This window comes from Okibacterium fritillariae, assembly GCF_052783725.1.
In genome coordinates, this window is sequence record NZ_CP199917.1 from 1,340,438 (window position 1) to 1,358,186 (window position 17,749).

Sequence of the window (17,749 nt, forward strand, 5' to 3'; positions counted from 1 at the left end):
CGGCACCATCGGCGCGGGAGAGACTTTCGATCATCGTCGTGCGCCCGGGCGCACCCCCTCTGAAAGGCGTCGTGCCGATGCATCCCGTTCTGCCCCTTCCGTTCGAGATCGGCTCGTACGTCGTTCTGCTGCTGGTGCTGGCCTTCGACTTGCTCTACGTCGTGAAGCGCCCGCACATCCCCTCGATGAAGGAGGCGACCCTCTGGGTGGTCTTCTACGTCGGGCTGGCGCTCGTCTTCGCTTTTCTCATGCTGCAGTTCGCGGGCGGTGAGTTCGCGGGGCAGTTCCTGGCCGGATGGTTGACCGAATACAGCCTGTCGATCGACAACCTCTTCGTCTTCGTCATCCTCATGGCTCGTTTCAGCGTGCCGCGCAAATACCAGCAAGAGGTGCTCATGGTGGGCATCATCATCGCTCTCGTGCTGCGAGGAATCTTCATCCTTCTGGGCGCACAGCTGATCGAATCGTTCAGCTTCATCTTCTACATCTTCGGCGCGTTCCTGCTGGTCACGGCGTTCCGCCAGGCCTTCGGTCACAACGACGACGCCGAGGACGGCGAGACTCGCCTCACGACCTTCCTGAAGCGCAAGCTCAAGGTCACCGACGAGTTCGACGGGTCGAAGATCCGCACCACCATCAACGGCAAGCGTTTCTTCACGCCCATGATCGTGGTCTTCATCGCCATCGGCACGACCGACCTCATCTTCGCCATCGACTCGATCCCCGCCATCTTCGGCATCACGCAGAGCCCGTTCATCGTGTTCACGGCCAACGTGTTCGCGCTCATGGGCCTGCGCCAGCTGTACTTCCTGCTGGGCGGCTTGCTCGACCGCCTCGACTACCTCAAGTACGGCATCGCTTTCATCCTCGCGTTCATCGGTGTCAAGCTGTTCTTCCACGCCATGCACGAGAACGAGCTGCCCTTCATCAACGGCGGAAAGCACATCGAGTGGGCGCCCGAGATCGACACCTGGACGTCGCTCGCCGTCATCATCGGCGCCATGGCCATCGCCACCATCGCGAGCCTCATCAAGGACCGGCGCGACCGCAAGCGCGGCGTCACGGCCCCGCCCGTACACGCCCCCTCCGACGACGTCTAGGCGAGCGTCAGGATGGTAGTCTGACGGGATGTTGTTCGGTCTGCTCCTTCTTAGCTGCCGCGACGAGGCCTAGTTCCAGGCATCCCTCGACGCGGAGTTTGGCGGTGCCTGACCACCCCCTTTCTCGAAGGAAAACGTCAATGCAGCAGACATCGAACACGTCAGCATCCGGCACGCCGGTTGCGAGCGCCGATTCCACGACGGGCGCCGCGAACCTCGCCGGGCAGCCCGATCGCCAGAGTCAGCCCGATCAGACAAGTCAGCCCGATCAGGCTGTCGTCGCCGACACACAGGCCTCGGCCTCAGCGGTCGCCACCGACAACGCCGGCCCGCGCACGCTCGCCGAGAAGGTCTGGGCCGACCACCTCGTCGTGAAGGGCGAGAACGGCACGCCCGACCTCATCTACATCGACCTGCACCTGGTGCACGAGGTCACGAGCCCCCAGGCCTTCGACGGCCTGCGCCTGGCCGGGCGCCCCGTGCGTCGGCCCGATCTCACGATCGCCACGGAAGACCACAACACGCCGACCGTCGCGATCGACAAGCCCATCGCCGACCTGACGAGCCGCACCCAGATTCAGACGCTGCGCAACAACGCCGAAGAATTCGGCATCCGCCTGCACTCGCTGGGCGATATCGAACAGGGCATCGTGCACGTCGTCGGCCCCCAGCTCGGCCTGACCATGCCCGGCATCACGGTCGTGTGCGGCGACTCGCACACCTCCACGCACGGAGCCTTCGGTGCCATGGCATTCGGCATCGGCACGAGCGAGGTCGAGCACGTCATGGCCACGCAGACGCTGCCGCTCAAAGAGTTCAAGACCATGGCCATCAACGTCGAGGGAACGCTCCGCGAGGGTGTCACGGCCAAGGACATCATCCTGGCCGTCATCGCCAAGATCGGCACGGGCGGTGGCCAGGGTTACGTGCTCGAATACCGTGGCTCCGCCATCCGCGCTCTCTCGATGGAGGGCCGCATGACGATCTGCAACATGTCGATCGAGGCCGGCGCCCGCGCGGGTATGGTCGCACCCGACGAGACCACGTTCGCCTACCTGAAGGGTCGCCCGCACGCGCCAGAGGGTGCCGACTGGGATGCCGCCGTCGAATACTGGCGCACCCTGCCGACCGACGAGGGCGCCGTGTTCGACGCCGAGGTGTTCCTCGACGCCGACGAGCTCGAGCCGTTCGTCACGTGGGGCACCAACCCCGGCCAGGGCGTCTCGCTCTCGCAGAATGTGCCAGACCCGTCGCAGATCTCGGACCCCAACGAGCGCGCCGCCGCCGAGCGCGCGCTCGAATACATGGACCTCGCTGCAGGCACGCCCATGAAGCAGATCCCCGTCGACACGGTGTTCCTAGGTTCGTGCACCAACAGCCGCATCGACGACCTGCGCGCCGCCGCCCAGATCATCAAGGGCAAGAAGAAGGCCGACAACGTGCGCATGATGGTCGTGCCGGGCTCGGCCCGCGTGCGCCTCGAAGCCGAAGCCGAGGGTCTCGACCAGATCTTCAAAGACTTCGGTGCCGACTGGCGCTTCGCCGGCTGCTCGATGTGCCTCGGCATGAACCCCGACCAACTCGCCCCGGGGGAGCGCTGCGCCTCCACGAGCAACCGCAACTTCGAGGGCCGCCAGGGTAAGGGCGGGCGCACGCACTTGGTGTCGCCGCTCGTGGCCGCGGCCACCGCCATCCGCGGAACCCTGTCGAGCCCGAGCGACCTGGAGAACTGATCATGGAGAAATTCATCACCGTCGAGGGCATCGCAGCCCCGCTGAAGCGGTCCAACGTCGACACCGACCAGATCATCCCCGCCGTCTACCTCAAGCGCGTCACCAAGACGGGCTTCGAAGACGCGCTGTTCGCGGGATGGCGACAAGACCCCGAGTTCATCCTGAACCAGGCCCCGTTCCAGGGCGCCAGCATTCTGGTCGCCGGCCCCGATTTCGGCACCGGCTCGTCGCGCGAACACGCCGTCTGGGCGTTGCGCGACTTCGGTTTCAAGGTCGTCTTGAGCCCGCGATTCGCCGACATCTTCCGCGGCAACTCGGGCAAGCAGGGCCTTCTCGCGGCCCAGGTGGCCGAGGATGACATCGAGAAGCTGTGGGCCGTCATCGACGCACAGCCGGGAATAAGCTTCACCGTCGATCTGGTTGCACAGACCGTGTCGGCGGGCGACCTCACAGTCTCTTTCGACATCGATGATTACACTAGGTGGCGGCTGCTCGAAGGTCTCGACGACATCGGACTGACGTTGCGCAACGAAGCACAGATCACCGCATTCGAAGAAACCCGAGCACCCTGGCGCCCGAAGACTCTTCCCGCCAGATAACGAAGTAATACAGGTGAAAATGACTACTCTTCTTCAAGATTCCTCCCGAGCCGGCGCGAGCGTCGGCCTCAAGGGTGACCGCATCACCATTCGTGGTGGGCGGCCTCTTCGCGGACGGATCGAGGTGAAGGGTGCCAAGAACCTGGTGACCAAGGCCATGGTCGCCGCCCTTCTCGGCGAGACGCCCAGCGTGCTGCGCGACGTTCCCGACATCAGCGATGTGCGGGTCGTGCGCGGCCTGCTCGAGGTGCACGGCGTCAAGGTCACCCCGGGCGACGAAGAGGGCACGCTGCTTCTCGACCCGTCGGCCGTCGAGTCGGCGCACATGGCCGACATCGACGCGCACGCGGGCTCCAGCCGCATCCCGATCCTCTTCTGCGGCCCGCTGCTGCACCGTCTGGGCGAGGCCTTCATCCCCGACCTCGGTGGTTGCCGCATCGGCGACCGCCCCATCGACTACCACCTCGAGGTGCTGCGCCAGTTCGGTGCCGTGGTCGAGAAGCTGCCGAGCGGCATCCGCATGACGGCCCCCAACGGCCTGTCGGGCACCAAGGTCGAGCTGCCCTACCCGAGCGTCGGCGCCACCGAGCAGGTCCTGCTCACGGCCGTGCGCGCGGCGGGTATCACCGAGCTGCGTGGCGCCGCCATCGAGCCCGAGATCATGGACCTCATCAACATCTTGCAGAAGATGGGCGCGATCATTTCGGTCGACACCGACCGCGTCATCCGCATCGAGGGCGTCGACCGCCTCGAGGGCTACACGCACCGCGCCCTGTTCGACCGCAACGAGACGGCCAGCTGGGCTGCCGCCGCTCTCGCCACCGACGGAGACATCTTCGTGGGCGGCGCACGCCAGGCCGAGATGCTCACGTTCCTCAACGTGTTCCGCAAGGTCGGCGGCAAGTTCGAGATCCACGACGACGGCATCCGCTTCTACCACCCCGGCACGCCGCTGCGCCCCGTGGTGATCGAGACCGATGTGCACCCCGGCTTCATGACCGACTGGCAGCAGCCCCTCGTGGTCGCCCTGACCAAGGCCGAGGGCGTCTCGATCGTGCACGAGACCGTGTATGAACAGCGCTTCGGCTTCGTCGACGCCCTGGTCGACATGGGTGCCACCATCCAGATTCACAAGGAGTGCCTGGGTGGCCAGGCGTGCCGCTTCGGTCAGCGCAACTTCAACCACTCGGCCGTCATCTCCGGTCCGTCGAAGCTGCACGGCGCCGACATCGTCGTGCCCGACCTGCGCGGCGGGTTCTCGCACCTGATCGCGGCGCTGAGCGCCGAAGGCTCCTCCACCGTCTCGAACGTCGGCATCATCAGCCGCGGCTACGAGAAGTTCATCACCAAGCTGGAACAGCTGGGAGCCGACTTCGTTCTCGAAGGCTGAACCCATGCCTGACCAGAAGTCCGAGCTGACCCCTCGACCCGGCCGACTGCGAGCGGGCCCCGAGAAGGCGAAACCCTCCTTCCTGTGGCCCCTCGCGGCGATCGTGGTACCCGTCTCGTGGTCGATGATGCGGCTCAAGATCCGCAACCCCGAGATGCTTCCGCGCACGGGGCCCTTCATCCTGGCGCCCAACCACTACAGCGAGATCGACCCCATCGTGGTCGCCCTCGCGGTGTGGAAGATCGGCCGCGCGCCGCGCTTCATGGCCAAGGCGGGGCTGTTCAAGAACAAGCTCCTCGGCTGGACGCTGAAGAAGGCGGGGCAGATCCCGGTCGAGCGCGAAGGCTCGACGCGCGGCAACGACCCCGTGTCCGCCGCGGCCCAGCTCGTCAAGGCCGGGCAGGGCGTCATCGTCTACCCCGAGGGATCGCTCACGCGCGACCCCGACATGTGGCCCATGCGCGGCAAGACGGGAGCGGTGCGCATCGCGCTCACCCACGACATCCCGGTCTACCCCATCGCGCACTGGGGCACGCAGAAGGTCATGGCGCGCTACTCGAAGAAGATCAACTTCTTCCCGCCCAAGCGCATCGACCTGCTGCTCGGCGAGCCCGTCGACCTGTCGGCGTTCGCCGGCCGCCCGCTCGACTCGGCAACGCTCACCGAGGCGACCTCCGCGGTGATGGATGACATCACGAAGCTGCTCGAGCAGCTGCGCGGCGAGAAGGCACCAGCCGAGCGCTGGGACCCGTCCAAGCACAACCAGAAGGAGACGGGCCGCTTTGAGTCGTAAACCCGCCGGCGCGACACGCGTCGCCGTCATCGGTGCCGGCAGCTGGGGCACGACCTTCGGCAAGATCCTCGCCGACGGCGGCACGAACGTCACCATGTGGGCGCGCCGCCCCGAGCTGGCCGACGACATCCGCCTGCGCCACCGCAACAGTGATTACCTACCGGGCGTCACGCTGCCCGAGAACCTGACCGCCGAAAGCGATCTCGCCGCCGCCGTGCGCGGTGCCGCGCAGATCTACGTCTCGGTGCCGAGCCAGACGCTGCGCGACAACCTCGTCGCTCTCAAGCCGCTCATCGGCCCCGACACCATCGTCGTCTCGCTCATGAAGGGCGTCGAAAAAGGCACGGGCCTGCGCATGAGCCAGGTGCTCGAAGAAGGTCTCGGCATCGATCCCTCCCGCATCGCCGTGGCCTCGGGCCCCAACCTGGCCCTCGAGATCGCGAAGGAACAGCCCACCGCGGCCGTCATCTCGTCGTCGAACCTCGAGACCGCCCAAGCCGTGGCCCTGCTCGCGCGCAACCGCTACTTCCGCACATTCGTCAACACGGATGTCATCGGCACCGAGTTCGGCGGCGTGCTCAAGAACCTCATCGCCGTCGCCATCGGCATCGTCGACGGCGTCGGCTACGGCGAGAACACGAAGGCGTCGATCATCACGCGTGGTCTCGTCGAGATGACCGACTTCGCGGTCGCCCACGGCGCTAAAGCCGAGACGCTGTCGGGTCTCGCGGGGCTCGGCGACCTCATCGCCACCTGCCAGTCCCCGCTGTCCCGCAACAACACGGCGGGTCGCCTGCTCGGCCAGGGCTACAGCTTCAACGCCGTCGTGAAGCAGATGCAGCAGACGGCGGAGGGCCTCGCATCCGTGGCCCCCATTCTCGAACTCGCGCGAACCATCGGCGTCGACATGCCGATCGTCCAACAGGTCGAACAGGTGCTGAACGGTACTCTCAACCCGAAAGACATCGCCCCTCACCTCACCACCGACTCTGATGAACCTCAGGGCGAAAGGACGAACGATGAACCCCAAGCCGACGGTGGCAGTTCTCTTTGGCGGCCGTTCCAGCGAGCACTCCATCAGCTGCGCCACGGCGGGCGGGGTTCTGGCGGCAATTGACCGCACGCGCTACGACGTGATCCCGGTGGGGATCACGCGGGACGGCGCGTTCGTGCTCGAGGTCGACGACCCGTCGCGCTTCGCACTCAACGCCGCGAAGCTGCCCGAGGTGCTCGACAACGGCACGCGCGTGCAGTGGCCCGACAGCACGCGTTCCCGCACGCTGCGCGTCGTGCGCGAGGACGGCACGGTCGACGTGCTGGGCGATATCGACCTGGTGTTCCCGATCCTGCACGGTCCCTACGGCGAGGACGGCACCATCCAGGGCATGCTCGAGCTCACCGACATCCCGTATGTCGGATCGGGTGTGCTCGCCTCGAGCCTCGGGATGGACAAACACTTCACCAAGACGGTGCTGCAGCAGGCCGGCATCCAGGTCGCCCCGTGGCGCACGATCACGGCCCTCGACTATGCCACCGAACCGTCGGTGGCCGAGCAGGCGCTCGAGCAGCTCGGCGCGCCCGTGTTCGTGAAGCCGGCTCGCGCCGGATCGAGCGTCGGGGTCAGCAAGGTCAGCGACGTCGCCGAATTGCACCGTGCCATGGGTATCGCCTTCGACGAGGACGACAAGGTGCTCATCGAATCGGGCATGCCGGGCCGCGAGGTCGAGATCGCCGTGCTCGGCGGCCGCCCGGGCGAACCCGCGCGCGCCTCCGTGGCCGGCGAGGTCATCATCACGGGCCGCGACTTCTACGACTTCGACGCCAAATACCTCGACGCCCCCGGCATCGAGCTGGTGTGCCCGGCCGCGCTGACCGACGCCGAGCTCGCGGGCTTGCAAGACGTCGCCGTGCGCGCTTTCGACGCCATCGGCGCCGAGGGTTTGGCCCGCGTCGACTTCTTCCTCTCGGGCGACGACCTCGTCGTCAACGAGATCAACACCATGCCCGGGTTCACGCCCATCTCGATGTTCCCGACGTGCTGGATGGCGTCGGGTCTCAGCTACCCCGAGCTCATCACCGAGCTCATCGAGGTCGCGGTCGCCCGACGCGGCTGATCGCGCCGCGTGCGGCCGCAGCGTGCGCCAGCGGCGCGGGAGACGGCACAGTGCCGGGCGTTACGGCCGGGCTTTACGGAGTGGGCGTCGGGTTTGACGGCTCCGTCGTCGGTTCGGCCGACGGTTTGGTCGACGGCTCGGCCGGGTTCACGGGTGTTGCGGTCGGGTCGCCGTTGTCCGAGCCGACGCCGCCCAGAACGTCTTCGGGGCCCGTGCACGCCTTCGTCGCGGGGATGGTCGACACGGCCGGCCCCAGGTCGATGAGGGCCGTCGTTCCGCTGACGCCGCCCGTGTCGGCATCCGAGTTGACGAACACCTCGACGGCGGGCGTGCGGCCGTAGGTGGTGTAGCGGTAGTTGGGTTTGTCGCTGTCGTCGGCGATCCAGTCGATGCCGTTGAGCGACACGCACGTATCGGTGGTGGGCCCGGGAACCGCGACGCCGCAGTGCAGCAGGACGGCGGCCGGTGTTCCCCACGCGCCCGTCGCCTGCGCGTCGGTGTCGCGCTGCGGTTTGCCGGCCACGGTGTCGGGCAGCCGCACGGTCACGTCGGCACACGCCGGGTCGTTGGCGTCGGGGGCCGAGGTGGCCGTGACGGTCGGTGCGCAGCCGGTGACGACGAGCGCGAGCGCGACGGCGCCCAGGGCGCTGACGAGGGGGAGGAGGCGTTTTCGGGAAGACATCGCTTCCAGGCTACCGTTGTCGATATGTCGTCCTCAGGCGTCGACCCCCAGCGGGTCGGACACACAGCAGAGTCGGAGCTATTGGCCCGCATCCTGCCCCGTTTTCGAGCGGCCGATGCGGCGCTCGTCGGCCCGGGCGACGATGCCGCCGTCGTGCGCGCCCCCGATGGACGTTTCGTCGTGACGACCGACCTCATGGTGCACGGCCCCGATTTTCGGATGGCATGGTCGACGCCGTTCGAGCTCGGCTGGAAGGCCGCGGCATCCAATCTCTCCGACGTCGCGGCGATGGGGGCCCGGCCGACGGCCCTGGTCGTGGCACTGGCGGCGACGGCCGACCTGCCGGTCGAATTCCTCGAACAGCTGGCCGACGGCATCCGCGAGGGGTGTGCGGCGATGGCACCGGGGTGTGGCGTCGTCGGCGGAGACCTCTCGGTCTCGGCCACGTTGACCATCGCGGTGACGGCTTTCGGCGACCTCGAGGGTCGCGAACCCGTCCTCCGTTCGGGCGCTCACGCGGGCGATGTGCTCGCAATCGCGGGCTCGATGGGCCGCGCCGCCGAAGGTCTCGACCTGTTGTTCCGGCACGGCGTCGACGCCGACGGGCATCCTGATGTCGAGGCAACGGCCCGCTTGCGTACCGAGCACCCCGATCTCATCCGGGCCCAGACCGCGCCGCACCCGCCCATCGGCCACGGCGTCATCGCGTCCGAGGCCGGTGCCACGGCAATGATGGATGTCTCGGACGGGTTGCTCCTCGACGCATCACGCCTGGCCGCGGCATCCGGTGTGCGCCTCGATATCTCGGGTACTGCGCTCGAACCGCACGGCCGGTTCGCGCTGCGCGGGGGAGAGGACCACTCACTTCTCGCGGCGTTCCCGACCGAGGATGCCGTCCCCGAGGGCTTCACCGTCATCGGCCGGGTCCTGCCGGGCCACGGTGTGAGCCTCGACGGCACCGACCTCGACCCGCATGGTTGGGACCCTTATAGCTCGTGGAGCGGCGCGCAGGGCTGACTCTCGATATCGGTGCGATGTCGCTCCGGTGCCCAGCTTCGTCGCCGCGTGGGGGCCCGAGCCAATCATTCCGCGGTGAGGCAACGCACGCAGTCTTCGGAGCAAGTCGCCCAGAATGACCTATTCTTCGACGGGCCCGACCCACCACAGAGTGGTCTCGCCGTAGTCTTTGCGGCGCTCGACCTCGAGGCCTGCGGGCAGCGTGGGTTGCGGCGTGCGGGCACTGCGTTCGACGACGATGCTCGCGCCCGGTGCGACGAGGGGGGCCAACGACGTGAGAACCGCCGTCAACTCGTCTTCACCCACGTCATAGGGCGGGTCGATGAAAACGATGTCCCAGTTTCCCGTCGGTGTCCCATCCAGATACCCCTGCACCGACTTGGCATGAACATCGATCGGGATGTCGCTAGCCAGCGCCTTGCGCACGACCGTCGCGTTGCGGCGGCACACCTGCGCCGCCTCGGTCCCGCGCTCGACCAGGTCGATGTGGACGGCCCCGCGGCTCGCGGCCTCGAGCCCCAGCGCCCCGGACCCTGCGTACAGGTCGAGAACGCGCGCGCCCCGCACCAGATCACGGGCGTCGAGGGCCGAGAAGATGGCCTCGCGCACGCGGTCGCTCGTGGGCCTGGTGCCGCGCTTCGGCACCTGCAGGGTGAGGGATCCGGCCGCGCCGGCGACGATTCGGGTCACCGCTCCACGATAGCGGGACGACCGGCCGATGTCGGTGGCCCCGAATAGACTCGACGCATGACCGAGTCCCCGCTTGATGCCGCGCTGTCGGGCATTCTCGGCGGGCGCACGGCCACGGCCTTCGAGAAGGCCTTCGGCCTGCGCACGGTCGGCGACCTGCTGGCGCACTACCCGAGGCGCTATGCCCGCCGCGGCGAGTTGACGGCGCTCGACCAGCTGCCCATCGGCGATGCGGTGACGATCGTGGCCGAGGTCATCGAGGTGCGCGAGCGACCCATGCGGGCCCGCCGCGGGTCCATCCTCGAGGTCAAGATCACCGACGGCGAAGGCATCCTCACCCTCACGTTCTTCAATCAGGCGTGGCGGGCCAAGGACCTGTCGCCCGGTGTGCGGGGCATTTTCGCGGGCAAGGTCGGGGCTTATCGCGGGGCGTTGCAGCTCGCGCATCCCGATTATGAGCTGTTCGACGAGGCAACGCGGCCGGCCGATTCGCAGGCGGCCAAGAAGTGGGCGCAGATGCCCATTCCCATCTATCCCGCCACGTCGACGATCGCCAGCTGGCAGGTGCAGAAGTCCGTCGAGCTGGTGCTCGACCAGCTGCCCTCCCTCGACGACCCGGTGCCCGCCGAGGTGCGGGCCGAAGAGCAGCTGCTCGGTCTCGGCGAGGCCTACGAACTCATGCACCGCCCGCAGAAAGACGCCGACTTCATGCGTGCGCGCGACACGTTGCGGTATCACGAGGCGTTCATCCTGCAGGCGGCGCTTCTGCAGCAACGCCAGAGCGATCGCGCACGCATCGCCACCGTGCGTGTGCCGAAGGATGGCGGCCTGCTCGACCGCTTCGACGACGCGCTGCCGTTCTCGCTCACGGGCGACCAGCAGTCCGTGGGCTCCGAGATCTTCTTCGACCTGGGCAGCCCCGCGCCCATGAACCGTCTCGTGCAGGGTGAGGTGGGCTCGGGTAAGACGCTCGTCGCCCTGCGCGCGATGCTGGCCGTGGCCGATTCGGGCGGCCAATCGGCGCTGCTCGCGCCCACCGAGGTCCTGGCGGCGCAGCACCTGCGCTCGATCGTGCGCTCCCTCGGCCCCGACCTCGCCGCCGAGCTCGTGCCCACCCTGCTCACAGGCCAGCTGTCCGCGGCCGAGCGCAAACGTGCCCTGCTGCGCGTCGTCAGCGGCCAGGCCAAGATCGTCGTCGGCACGCACGCGCTGCTGTCCGACACCGTGAGCTTCTACGACCTGGGCCTCGTCGTGGTCGACGAGCAGCACCGTTTCGGCGTCGAGCAGCGCGAAACCCTGCGGCAGAAGGGCCACGTGCCCCCGCATGTGCTCGTCCTCACGGCCACGCCCATCCCGCGCACCGTCGCCATGACGGTTTTCGGCGACCTCGACGTCAGCACTATCCACGAGTTGCCGGCGGGCCGCGCGGGCATCAAATCCTTCGTCGTGCCCACGGCAGACCGGCCGGGATGGATGGGGCGGGTGTGGCAGCGCGTCTCCGAAGAGGTCGCCAAGGGGCGCCAGGCCTTCGTCGTGTGCTCGGCCATCGACCGCGCCGTCGCCGAAGAGGGAGAGAATCTGCCCGCGACGGCCGATGACGCCGCTGCCTCTGCCTCGGCCTCGGAATCCGACCCGGCCGAGCCCGCGCCCGCGCTCCCGCACACCGTCGTCGACACGCTCGCCGAGTTGCAGCGGCTCGACGCCCTGTCGGGTTTGCGCATCCAGGCGCTCCACGGCCGCATGTCGTCCGAGGAGAAGGATGCCATCATGCAGTCCTTCGCGGCCGGTGACATCGACATCCTGGTCGCGACGACCGTCATCGAGGTCGGCGTCGACGTGCCCAACGCCTCCACCATGGTCGTGCTCGATTCCGACCGCTTCGGGGTGTCGCAGCTGCATCAGCTGCGCGGACGCGTCGGGCGTGGGCAGCACGCGGGCCTGTGCCTGCTCGTCACGGGGGCCCCGGTCGAGACGACGGCACGCGAGCGAGTGGAGGCCGTGGCATCCACCATCGACGGTTTCGAGCTCGCCACCATCGACCTCGAGCTGCGGCGCGAGGGCGACGTGCTCGGCAATCGGCAATCGGGCGGGCGGTCCTCGCTCAAGCTGCTGCGCGTCGTCTCCGACGGCGACCTCATCATGCGCGCCCGAGAGCACGCGGGCGAACTCCTCGCGGGCGATCCCGATCTCGCGCAGCATCCCGCCCTGCGGTCGGCCCTCGAGCGCCGCCTCGACGACGCCGAGCGCGCGGCCCTCTCCAAAAACTGAGCTTCCCTCGGCCGGAACGCCGGCGAAACCGAGCGGCCCTGAGAGGCTTCCTCACCGTCCCTGACGATTGTCTGATCGTCACGGAAAGGTAACGACCGGCCGGTAAGCTAGAGCGATGCAGAGGATCGCCGTTGTTCCCGGCTCGTTCGACCCTGTCACCCTGGGTCATCTCGACGTCATCGAGAGAGCCGCGGGGCTGTTCGACCAGCTCCACGTGCTCGTCGTGCACAACCCCGACAAGGCGGCCCTGCTGCCCATCGCGCAGCGCGTCGCCCTGCTCGAGAAATCGATAGCCGCCCTCGGCATCACCAACGTCGTCGTCGCGTCGTGGAGCGTCGGCCTCCTCGTCGACTACGCCACGGATGTCGGAGCCACCGTGCTCGTGAAGGGCATCCGCTCGCAGGTCGACGTCGCCTACGAAACGCCCATGGCCATCGTCAACCGCAACCTCGCGGGCGTCGAGACGATCTTCCTGCTGCCCGACCCCGCCCACGCGCACGTGTCCAGCTCGCTCGTGCGGCAGGTCGCCTCTCTCGGCGGCGACATCCGACCCTACGTTCCCGCGCCCGTCGCCGACTTCTTGCAGGAATCATGACCACCTATCCCACCAGTGCCCCGACCGACGGGCAGGCCTCGTCCGCGACATCCGATATCGCGATGACGATCGAGGAGGCCACCGAGGTCGTCGCGCGCGTGCAGGCCAACGTCGAGCACGTCATCGACGGCAAATCGGCCGAGATCCGCACCGCGCTCGTCGTGCTGCTCGCCGAGGGCCACCTCCTCATCGAAGACGTTCCGGGCGTGGGCAAGACCATGCTCGCCAAGGCCCTCGCCAAGTCGGTGCACTCCACCGTGAGTCGCATCCAGTTCACGCCCGACCTGCTGCCCTCCGATGTCACGGGCATCTCGGTCTACAACCAGGTCGATGGTCGCTTCGAGTTCAAGCCGGGTGCCGTCTTCGCGAACATCGTCATCGGCGACGAGATCAACCGCGCCTCACCCAAGACGCAATCCGCGCTGCTCGAATGCATGGAGGAGCGTCAGGTCACCGTCGACGGCTCGACCTACCCGCTGCCCACGCCGTTCACGGTCGTCGCCACGCAGAACCCGATCGAGATGGAGGGCACCTACGCGCTGCCCGAAGCCCAGCGCGACCGTTTCATGGCGCGCATCTCGATGGGCTACCCCGACGAGACCGCCGAGTTGCGCATGCTGAGCTCCCGCAACGAGGCCAATCCGCTTCAGGTGCTCGAGCCCGTGCTGTCCACGGCCGGCCTCAGACGCGTCATTGCGACCGTGCACCACGTCTACGTCGCCGAAGCCGTGAAGCAGTATGCCGTGCACATCGTGCGCGCCACGCGCGAGCACCCCGACATCCGCCTCGGTGGCAGCCCGCGCTCCACGCTGCAGCTCGTGCGGGCGGCGAAGGCCCTGGCGCTCGTTTCGGGTCGCGACTTCGTGTTGCCCGACGACATCGACGCACTCGTGCTTCCCGTGCTCGGCCACCGCGTCGTGCCCACGGGCCGCGCCCTCGGCCAGCACCAGTATGCCGACCAGCTCGTCGCCGGCATACTCGCGGGCATCGTCGAGAACACCCCGGTCCCGGTTCCCGGGCGGTAGAACACATGGCCCGACGCTCACGTTCCTCCGGCGCCGCCGTGCGCCCGACCGTGCGCGGCTGGGGTTTTCTCGCGGTCGCCCTCGCCTTCATCGTGGCGTCGACACTCATCGACCGCCGCGAGGGTCTCTACGTGGGCTTCTTCTTGCTCACGCTCGTGCTCGTCTCGGCCGTGCTGGTCTGGATGGTGCGGCCCCGCGTGCAGGTGCGCCGACGTTTCGCCGAACCGGCCGTCGCCGTCGGCGAGCTCGCCACGGTGCGCGTCGTCATCGAGGCCACGGGCTCGGCGCGCGGCCTCAACCGTTGGGCCGAACAGCTGCCCGCGGGCTTCGGCGAACAAGGCGGCGACCTCTGGTCGGCGGGTGCCGACGCCCGTCGCTTCGGCGGCATGGTCGAGTACCGCGTGCGTGCCCCGAAGCGTGGCCGCTATCCGATCGGCCCGCTCTGGCTCGGCTACGGCGACCCGCTGGGTCTCGCCGTCGCGCTCCGGCCCGCGGGCGAGGTGTCGACGCTCACGGTGACGCCGCGCGTGACGGTGCTCGACCAGCCGGGCGTGCTCACGGCCTCGGGCGAGGGCGGGCGACACCAGCTCTATGTGCCCTCGAATCCGCGCGCCGACGAACTCATCGCTCGCGAATACCGCGCCGGCGACCCGCTGCGCCGCGTGCACTGGCGGCAGACCGCGCGCCGCGGCGAATTGATGGTGCGGCAAGAAGAGCAGCAGGGCGATCCCGAGGCGTGTGTCGTGCTCGACACCACTGTTGCGCCGCGCGCGGCGTCGAACGGCCTCAGTGCGGGCGCGTCGACCTCGGCCGCCGAGGCGGAGTTCGAGCGAGCTGTGGAGGCTGCGGCATCCATCGCGCTGCGGCTTCTCGCCGACGGTTTCGCGGTCACGGTCATCGAGACGGCGACCGCACTCGAACGGGAGGGCGACCGCGTTGCCCCGCGCGTGCGTCACTACAGCCCCGGTTCGGCACCCAGCTTGCTCATGGACCTGGCCGACGTGCGCCGCGTGATCGCCACCGACGACGATGACGTGTGGTCGGGTGTCGATGGGCATCTGCGCTCCCTCGGCGGCATGCTGCCGGTGTTCTGCGTGCTCACCGGCACGGGCACGGCCAGCTCGACGCGCCTGACCGCGGTGAAGGGTGCGGCCGACCCGGCCGTGGCCATGGTCGCCGCAGAGCAGTCGGTTTCGGCAACGGCCCTCCGCGACTCCCTCCTGACGAATGGATGGCGCGCCGCCCACCTGCCCGCCGGCCGCCCGCTCGACGATGCCTGGCGTCAGATCGCCGTCGGCGGCACGGACCGCGAGGGGGCACGCCGATGAGCACGCAAGCGCCTCCACGTCCCTCCGCGTCACGTCCCTCCGGCGATAGCGGTGGCGGCCGCGGCTCCTCGTCGTCCCGTCCGGCCGATCGCTCCGTCTCCGACCACTCTCGTTTCGTGCGCCGCGTCCGCGCGACGACCCTCTGGCCTCTCACACTCGCGCTCGTCGCGCTCTTCCTCGTGGCGATCAGCGGCCTCGCGCCCGTCATCGAGGGCATCGACTGGTGGTTCGAGCCCGCACTGGTCGGCATCGTCGTGCTCGTGGGCGCCCAGATCATCCGCCTGCTCGGTGCGCCGCGATGGGGGGCCTCGGTCGGCGCGGCCGTCATCTGGCTGGCCAGCATTGTCATGCTCTTCGCGGCCGGTGATTCGATCCTGTTCGTCATCCCCACCCCCGCGAGCATCGACACGATCTCGTCTCTCGCCAACGCCGGTGCGGCGTCCATCAATTCGCAGGCGACGCCCGCGACGCTCGACATCGGCATCCAGTTCCTCCTCGTCGTGGGGGCGGGGCTCTTCGCCGTGCTTTTCGACGTCGTCGCGTTCACGGGCCGCATGCCCGCCGTGGTGGGCGTGCCGGTCATCGGGCTCGCCATCGTGCCGGGCATCTTCACGGGCGACGTCGACCTGTGGTCGTTCTCTCTGTGCGCCGTGTTCTACGTGCTGGTGTTGTGGGCCGATGCGGGGGCTCGCCGCCTGGCTCGCCGCAGTTTCGGCAGTGTGGCCGCCGTCGGCGCAGCGGCCATCGTCGTCGCGCTGATCGCCACCCTCAACGTCCCCGGTTTCAACGGCGCCTCGCTCGTGCCATCCGCGGGCGGCGTGCGCATCGGCGGGGGAGTGAGCCCGCTCATCGACCTCGGAAAGGACCTACGGCAACCCGGCACGAGCGAGGCCTTCCGCTACAGCACCACGAGCCAAGACCGCCAGTACTTCCGCCTGCTCACCCTCGATCAGTTCGACGGCACCACGTGGTCGTCGTCGAATTCCGACCGCACCGAGCGCAACGACGACGACACGGTGATCGACATCCCGGGTCTCGGTCCCGATATCGCCACCACCGAGGCTACGACGCGCGTTCAGATCGAGACCATGGAGAGCCCGTGGCTTCCCGTGCCGTTCCCGAGCACCGAAGTCTCCGATCTGCGCGGCACGTGGATGTGGGATGTCGAGGGCCTGACGCTCTCGAGTCGCATCTCGAGCACGCGCGACCAGACCTATACGGCGACGAGCCAGAACATCGAGCCCACGCCCGAGCAGCTGGCCGAGGCATCCGCTGGATTCCCTGAGGATGTCTCGCGCTTCCTGGATCTGCCCGACGATGTACCCGGCACGATTCGGGATGCTGCGGACCAGGCCACCGAGGGCGACACCACCGCCTATGAGCGTGCCGTCGACCTGCAGCAGTACTTCCGCTCGGGCGACTTCCTCTACTCCGAATCGGCGCCCGTCGACGAGGGCTACGACGGCGACGGTTTCGACGTCATCGCGCAGTTCCTCGAGAAGAAGTCGGGCTATTGCGTGCACTACGCGTCGGCCATGGCGATCATGGCGCGCCTCGAGGGCATCCCGGCCCGCGTCTCGCTCGGCTACCTCCCCGGCACGCGTTCGGGGGCATCGGGCGACGAAATCTCGTATTCGGTCTCGTCGGACGACCTGCACTCGTGGCCTGAGCTCTACTTCGAGGGTGTCGGCTGGGTGCCCTTCGAGCCCACCCCGAGCCGCGGCGAGGTGCCCGACTACGCCATCCCCGAGTCGACCTCGTCCACGTCCTCGGCGGCGCCTGTCGACCCGCAACAGCAGAACGGCCAGCAGTCGACGCCCACGCCCTCCGCCACCACGCCGGCCGACACATCCGTCGCCGAGAGCGCCGACGACGCGACCCCTCCGGCAACCGCCCCGTTGCTCGCGCTCCTCTTGCTGCTGTTCGCGGCCATCCCCGGCACGGTGCGGGGCGTGCGGCGCCGGCTCCGGCTCGGCCGTCTGCGTTCCGGCGCGGCCTCAGCGGATGTCGCCTGGCTCGAGATCTCCGAAACCGCGCGCGACCTCGGCCTGTCGGTCTCCGATGCGGCGACACCCCGCCAGATCGCGGAGTCCCTCTCCGCCGAGGTGCCCTTCGCCCCGCTGGAGTCCGCGCGCCTGACGCAACTTCTCGAGGCCGTCGAGCGTCTGCGCTTCGCGGGCGATCGCGTGGCGGGCCCGCCCGAGGGTGTCAGCCTCGAACGGGCGACGACGACGGTTCTGGATGCCCTCGCACGCTCACGTCCGACCGGTCGCCGCATCCTCGCCACCGCCCTGCCCGCGTCGGTGCTCACCCCGTCGGCGCGCCGCGAACGTACGCCCGCCGACGCCCACTGAGGCTCGCCACGCCGCGTCCGCCCTGGGTGAAACGGCGCATTGCCTCAGCACGCGGCGGGTA

15 protein-coding genes are annotated in these 17,749 nt (G+C 68.5%); 13 read left to right on the top strand and 2 right to left on the bottom strand.

Annotation, left to right across the window (positions count from 1 at the left end):
* The first annotated feature begins 77 nt into the window (after positions 1-77).
* The 7 genes from ACUWEX_RS06305 (at position 78) to ACUWEX_RS06335 (ending at position 7,729) form a co-directional block, all read left to right on the top strand.
* Entirely contained in the window at positions 78-1,100 is a 1,023-nt protein-coding gene (locus ACUWEX_RS06305; protein WP_079727327.1) for a TerC/Alx family metal homeostasis membrane protein, read from the top strand.
* 140 nt (positions 1,101-1,240) lie between these two features.
* Complete coding sequence (gene leuC / locus ACUWEX_RS06310; RefSeq protein WP_445997459.1) at positions 1,241-2,833, top strand: 3-isopropylmalate dehydratase large subunit; 1,593 nt, start codon at positions 1,241-1,243, stop codon at positions 2,831-2,833.
* Positions 2,834-2,835: 2 nt separating this feature from the next.
* Positions 2,836-3,432, top strand: coding sequence for a 3-isopropylmalate dehydratase small subunit (gene leuD, locus ACUWEX_RS06315; RefSeq protein WP_079727328.1), 597 nt, complete (start codon positions 2,836-2,838; stop codon positions 3,430-3,432).
* A 19-nt stretch (positions 3,433-3,451) separates the two neighbouring features.
* On the top strand, positions 3,452-4,822 hold the full coding sequence (gene murA / locus ACUWEX_RS06320; RefSeq protein WP_077053444.1) for a UDP-N-acetylglucosamine 1-carboxyvinyltransferase: 1,371 nt from the start codon (positions 3,452-3,454) through the stop codon (positions 4,820-4,822).
* Positions 4,823-4,826: 4 nt separating this feature from the next.
* On the top strand, positions 4,827-5,615 hold the full coding sequence (locus tag ACUWEX_RS06325; RefSeq protein WP_445997460.1) for a lysophospholipid acyltransferase family protein: 789 nt from the start codon (positions 4,827-4,829) through the stop codon (positions 5,613-5,615).
* Positions 5,605-6,732, top strand: a complete 1,128-nt coding sequence (locus tag ACUWEX_RS06330; protein ID WP_445997461.1) for an NAD(P)H-dependent glycerol-3-phosphate dehydrogenase — start codon at positions 5,605-5,607, stop codon at positions 6,730-6,732. Before ACUWEX_RS06325 ends, ACUWEX_RS06330 begins: the two co-directional genes overlap by 11 nt.
* A complete protein-coding gene (locus ACUWEX_RS06335) occupies positions 6,635-7,729 on the top strand; it encodes a D-alanine--D-alanine ligase family protein (RefSeq protein ID WP_445997462.1) in 1,095 nt (364 codons plus the stop codon). Before ACUWEX_RS06330 ends, ACUWEX_RS06335 begins: the two co-directional genes overlap by 98 nt.
* Positions 7,730-7,802: 73 nt before the next feature.
* Here the strand turns inward: ACUWEX_RS06335 and ACUWEX_RS06340 are convergent, their stop codons facing one another.
* Positions 7,803-8,411, bottom strand: a complete 609-nt coding sequence (locus ACUWEX_RS06340; protein ID WP_445997463.1) for a DUF3515 family protein — start codon at positions 8,409-8,411, stop codon at positions 7,803-7,805.
* Positions 8,412-8,435: 24 nt separating this feature from the next.
* Here ACUWEX_RS06340 and thiL point away from each other — a divergent pair, with 24 nt between their 5' ends.
* Positions 8,436-9,428, top strand: a complete 993-nt coding sequence (gene thiL / locus ACUWEX_RS06345) for a thiamine-phosphate kinase (RefSeq protein ID WP_445997464.1) — start codon at positions 8,436-8,438, stop codon at positions 9,426-9,428.
* Positions 9,429-9,548: 120 nt separating this feature from the next.
* Here thiL and rsmD read toward each other — a convergent pair whose 3' ends face one another.
* Positions 9,549-10,118 (bottom strand): 16S rRNA (guanine(966)-N(2))-methyltransferase RsmD, encoded by a 570-nt coding sequence (rsmD, locus tag ACUWEX_RS06350; protein WP_445997465.1) that lies wholly within the window; start codon positions 10,116-10,118, stop codon positions 9,549-9,551.
* A gap of 57 nt (positions 10,119-10,175) precedes the next feature.
* On the opposite strand from rsmD, the gene ACUWEX_RS06355 reads away from it, so the two are divergent.
* The 5 genes from ACUWEX_RS06355 (at position 10,176) to ACUWEX_RS06375 (ending at position 17,688) form a co-directional block, all read left to right on the top strand.
* The gene (locus ACUWEX_RS06355; RefSeq protein ID WP_445997466.1) at positions 10,176-12,386 is read left to right on the top strand and encodes an ATP-dependent DNA helicase RecG; all 2,211 of its coding nucleotides are present in this window, start codon (positions 10,176-10,178) and stop codon (positions 12,384-12,386) included.
* Between the two features lie 115 nt (positions 12,387-12,501).
* Entirely contained in the window at positions 12,502-12,981 is a 480-nt protein-coding gene (gene coaD, locus ACUWEX_RS06360) for a pantetheine-phosphate adenylyltransferase (RefSeq protein WP_079727336.1), read from the top strand.
* Positions 12,978-14,006 (top strand): AAA family ATPase, encoded by a 1,029-nt coding sequence (locus tag ACUWEX_RS06365; RefSeq protein ID WP_445997467.1) that lies wholly within the window; start codon positions 12,978-12,980, stop codon positions 14,004-14,006. Before coaD ends, ACUWEX_RS06365 begins: the two co-directional genes overlap by 4 nt.
* Positions 14,007-14,011: 5 nt before the next feature.
* A complete protein-coding gene (locus ACUWEX_RS06370; RefSeq protein ID WP_445997468.1) occupies positions 14,012-15,334 on the top strand; it encodes a DUF58 domain-containing protein in 1,323 nt (440 codons plus the stop codon).
* A 116-nt stretch (positions 15,335-15,450) separates the two neighbouring features.
* Positions 15,451-17,688, top strand: coding sequence for a transglutaminase family protein (locus tag ACUWEX_RS06375; protein ID WP_445997469.1), 2,238 nt, complete (start codon positions 15,451-15,453; stop codon positions 17,686-17,688).
* The last annotated feature ends 61 nt before the right edge of the window (positions 17,689-17,749 follow it).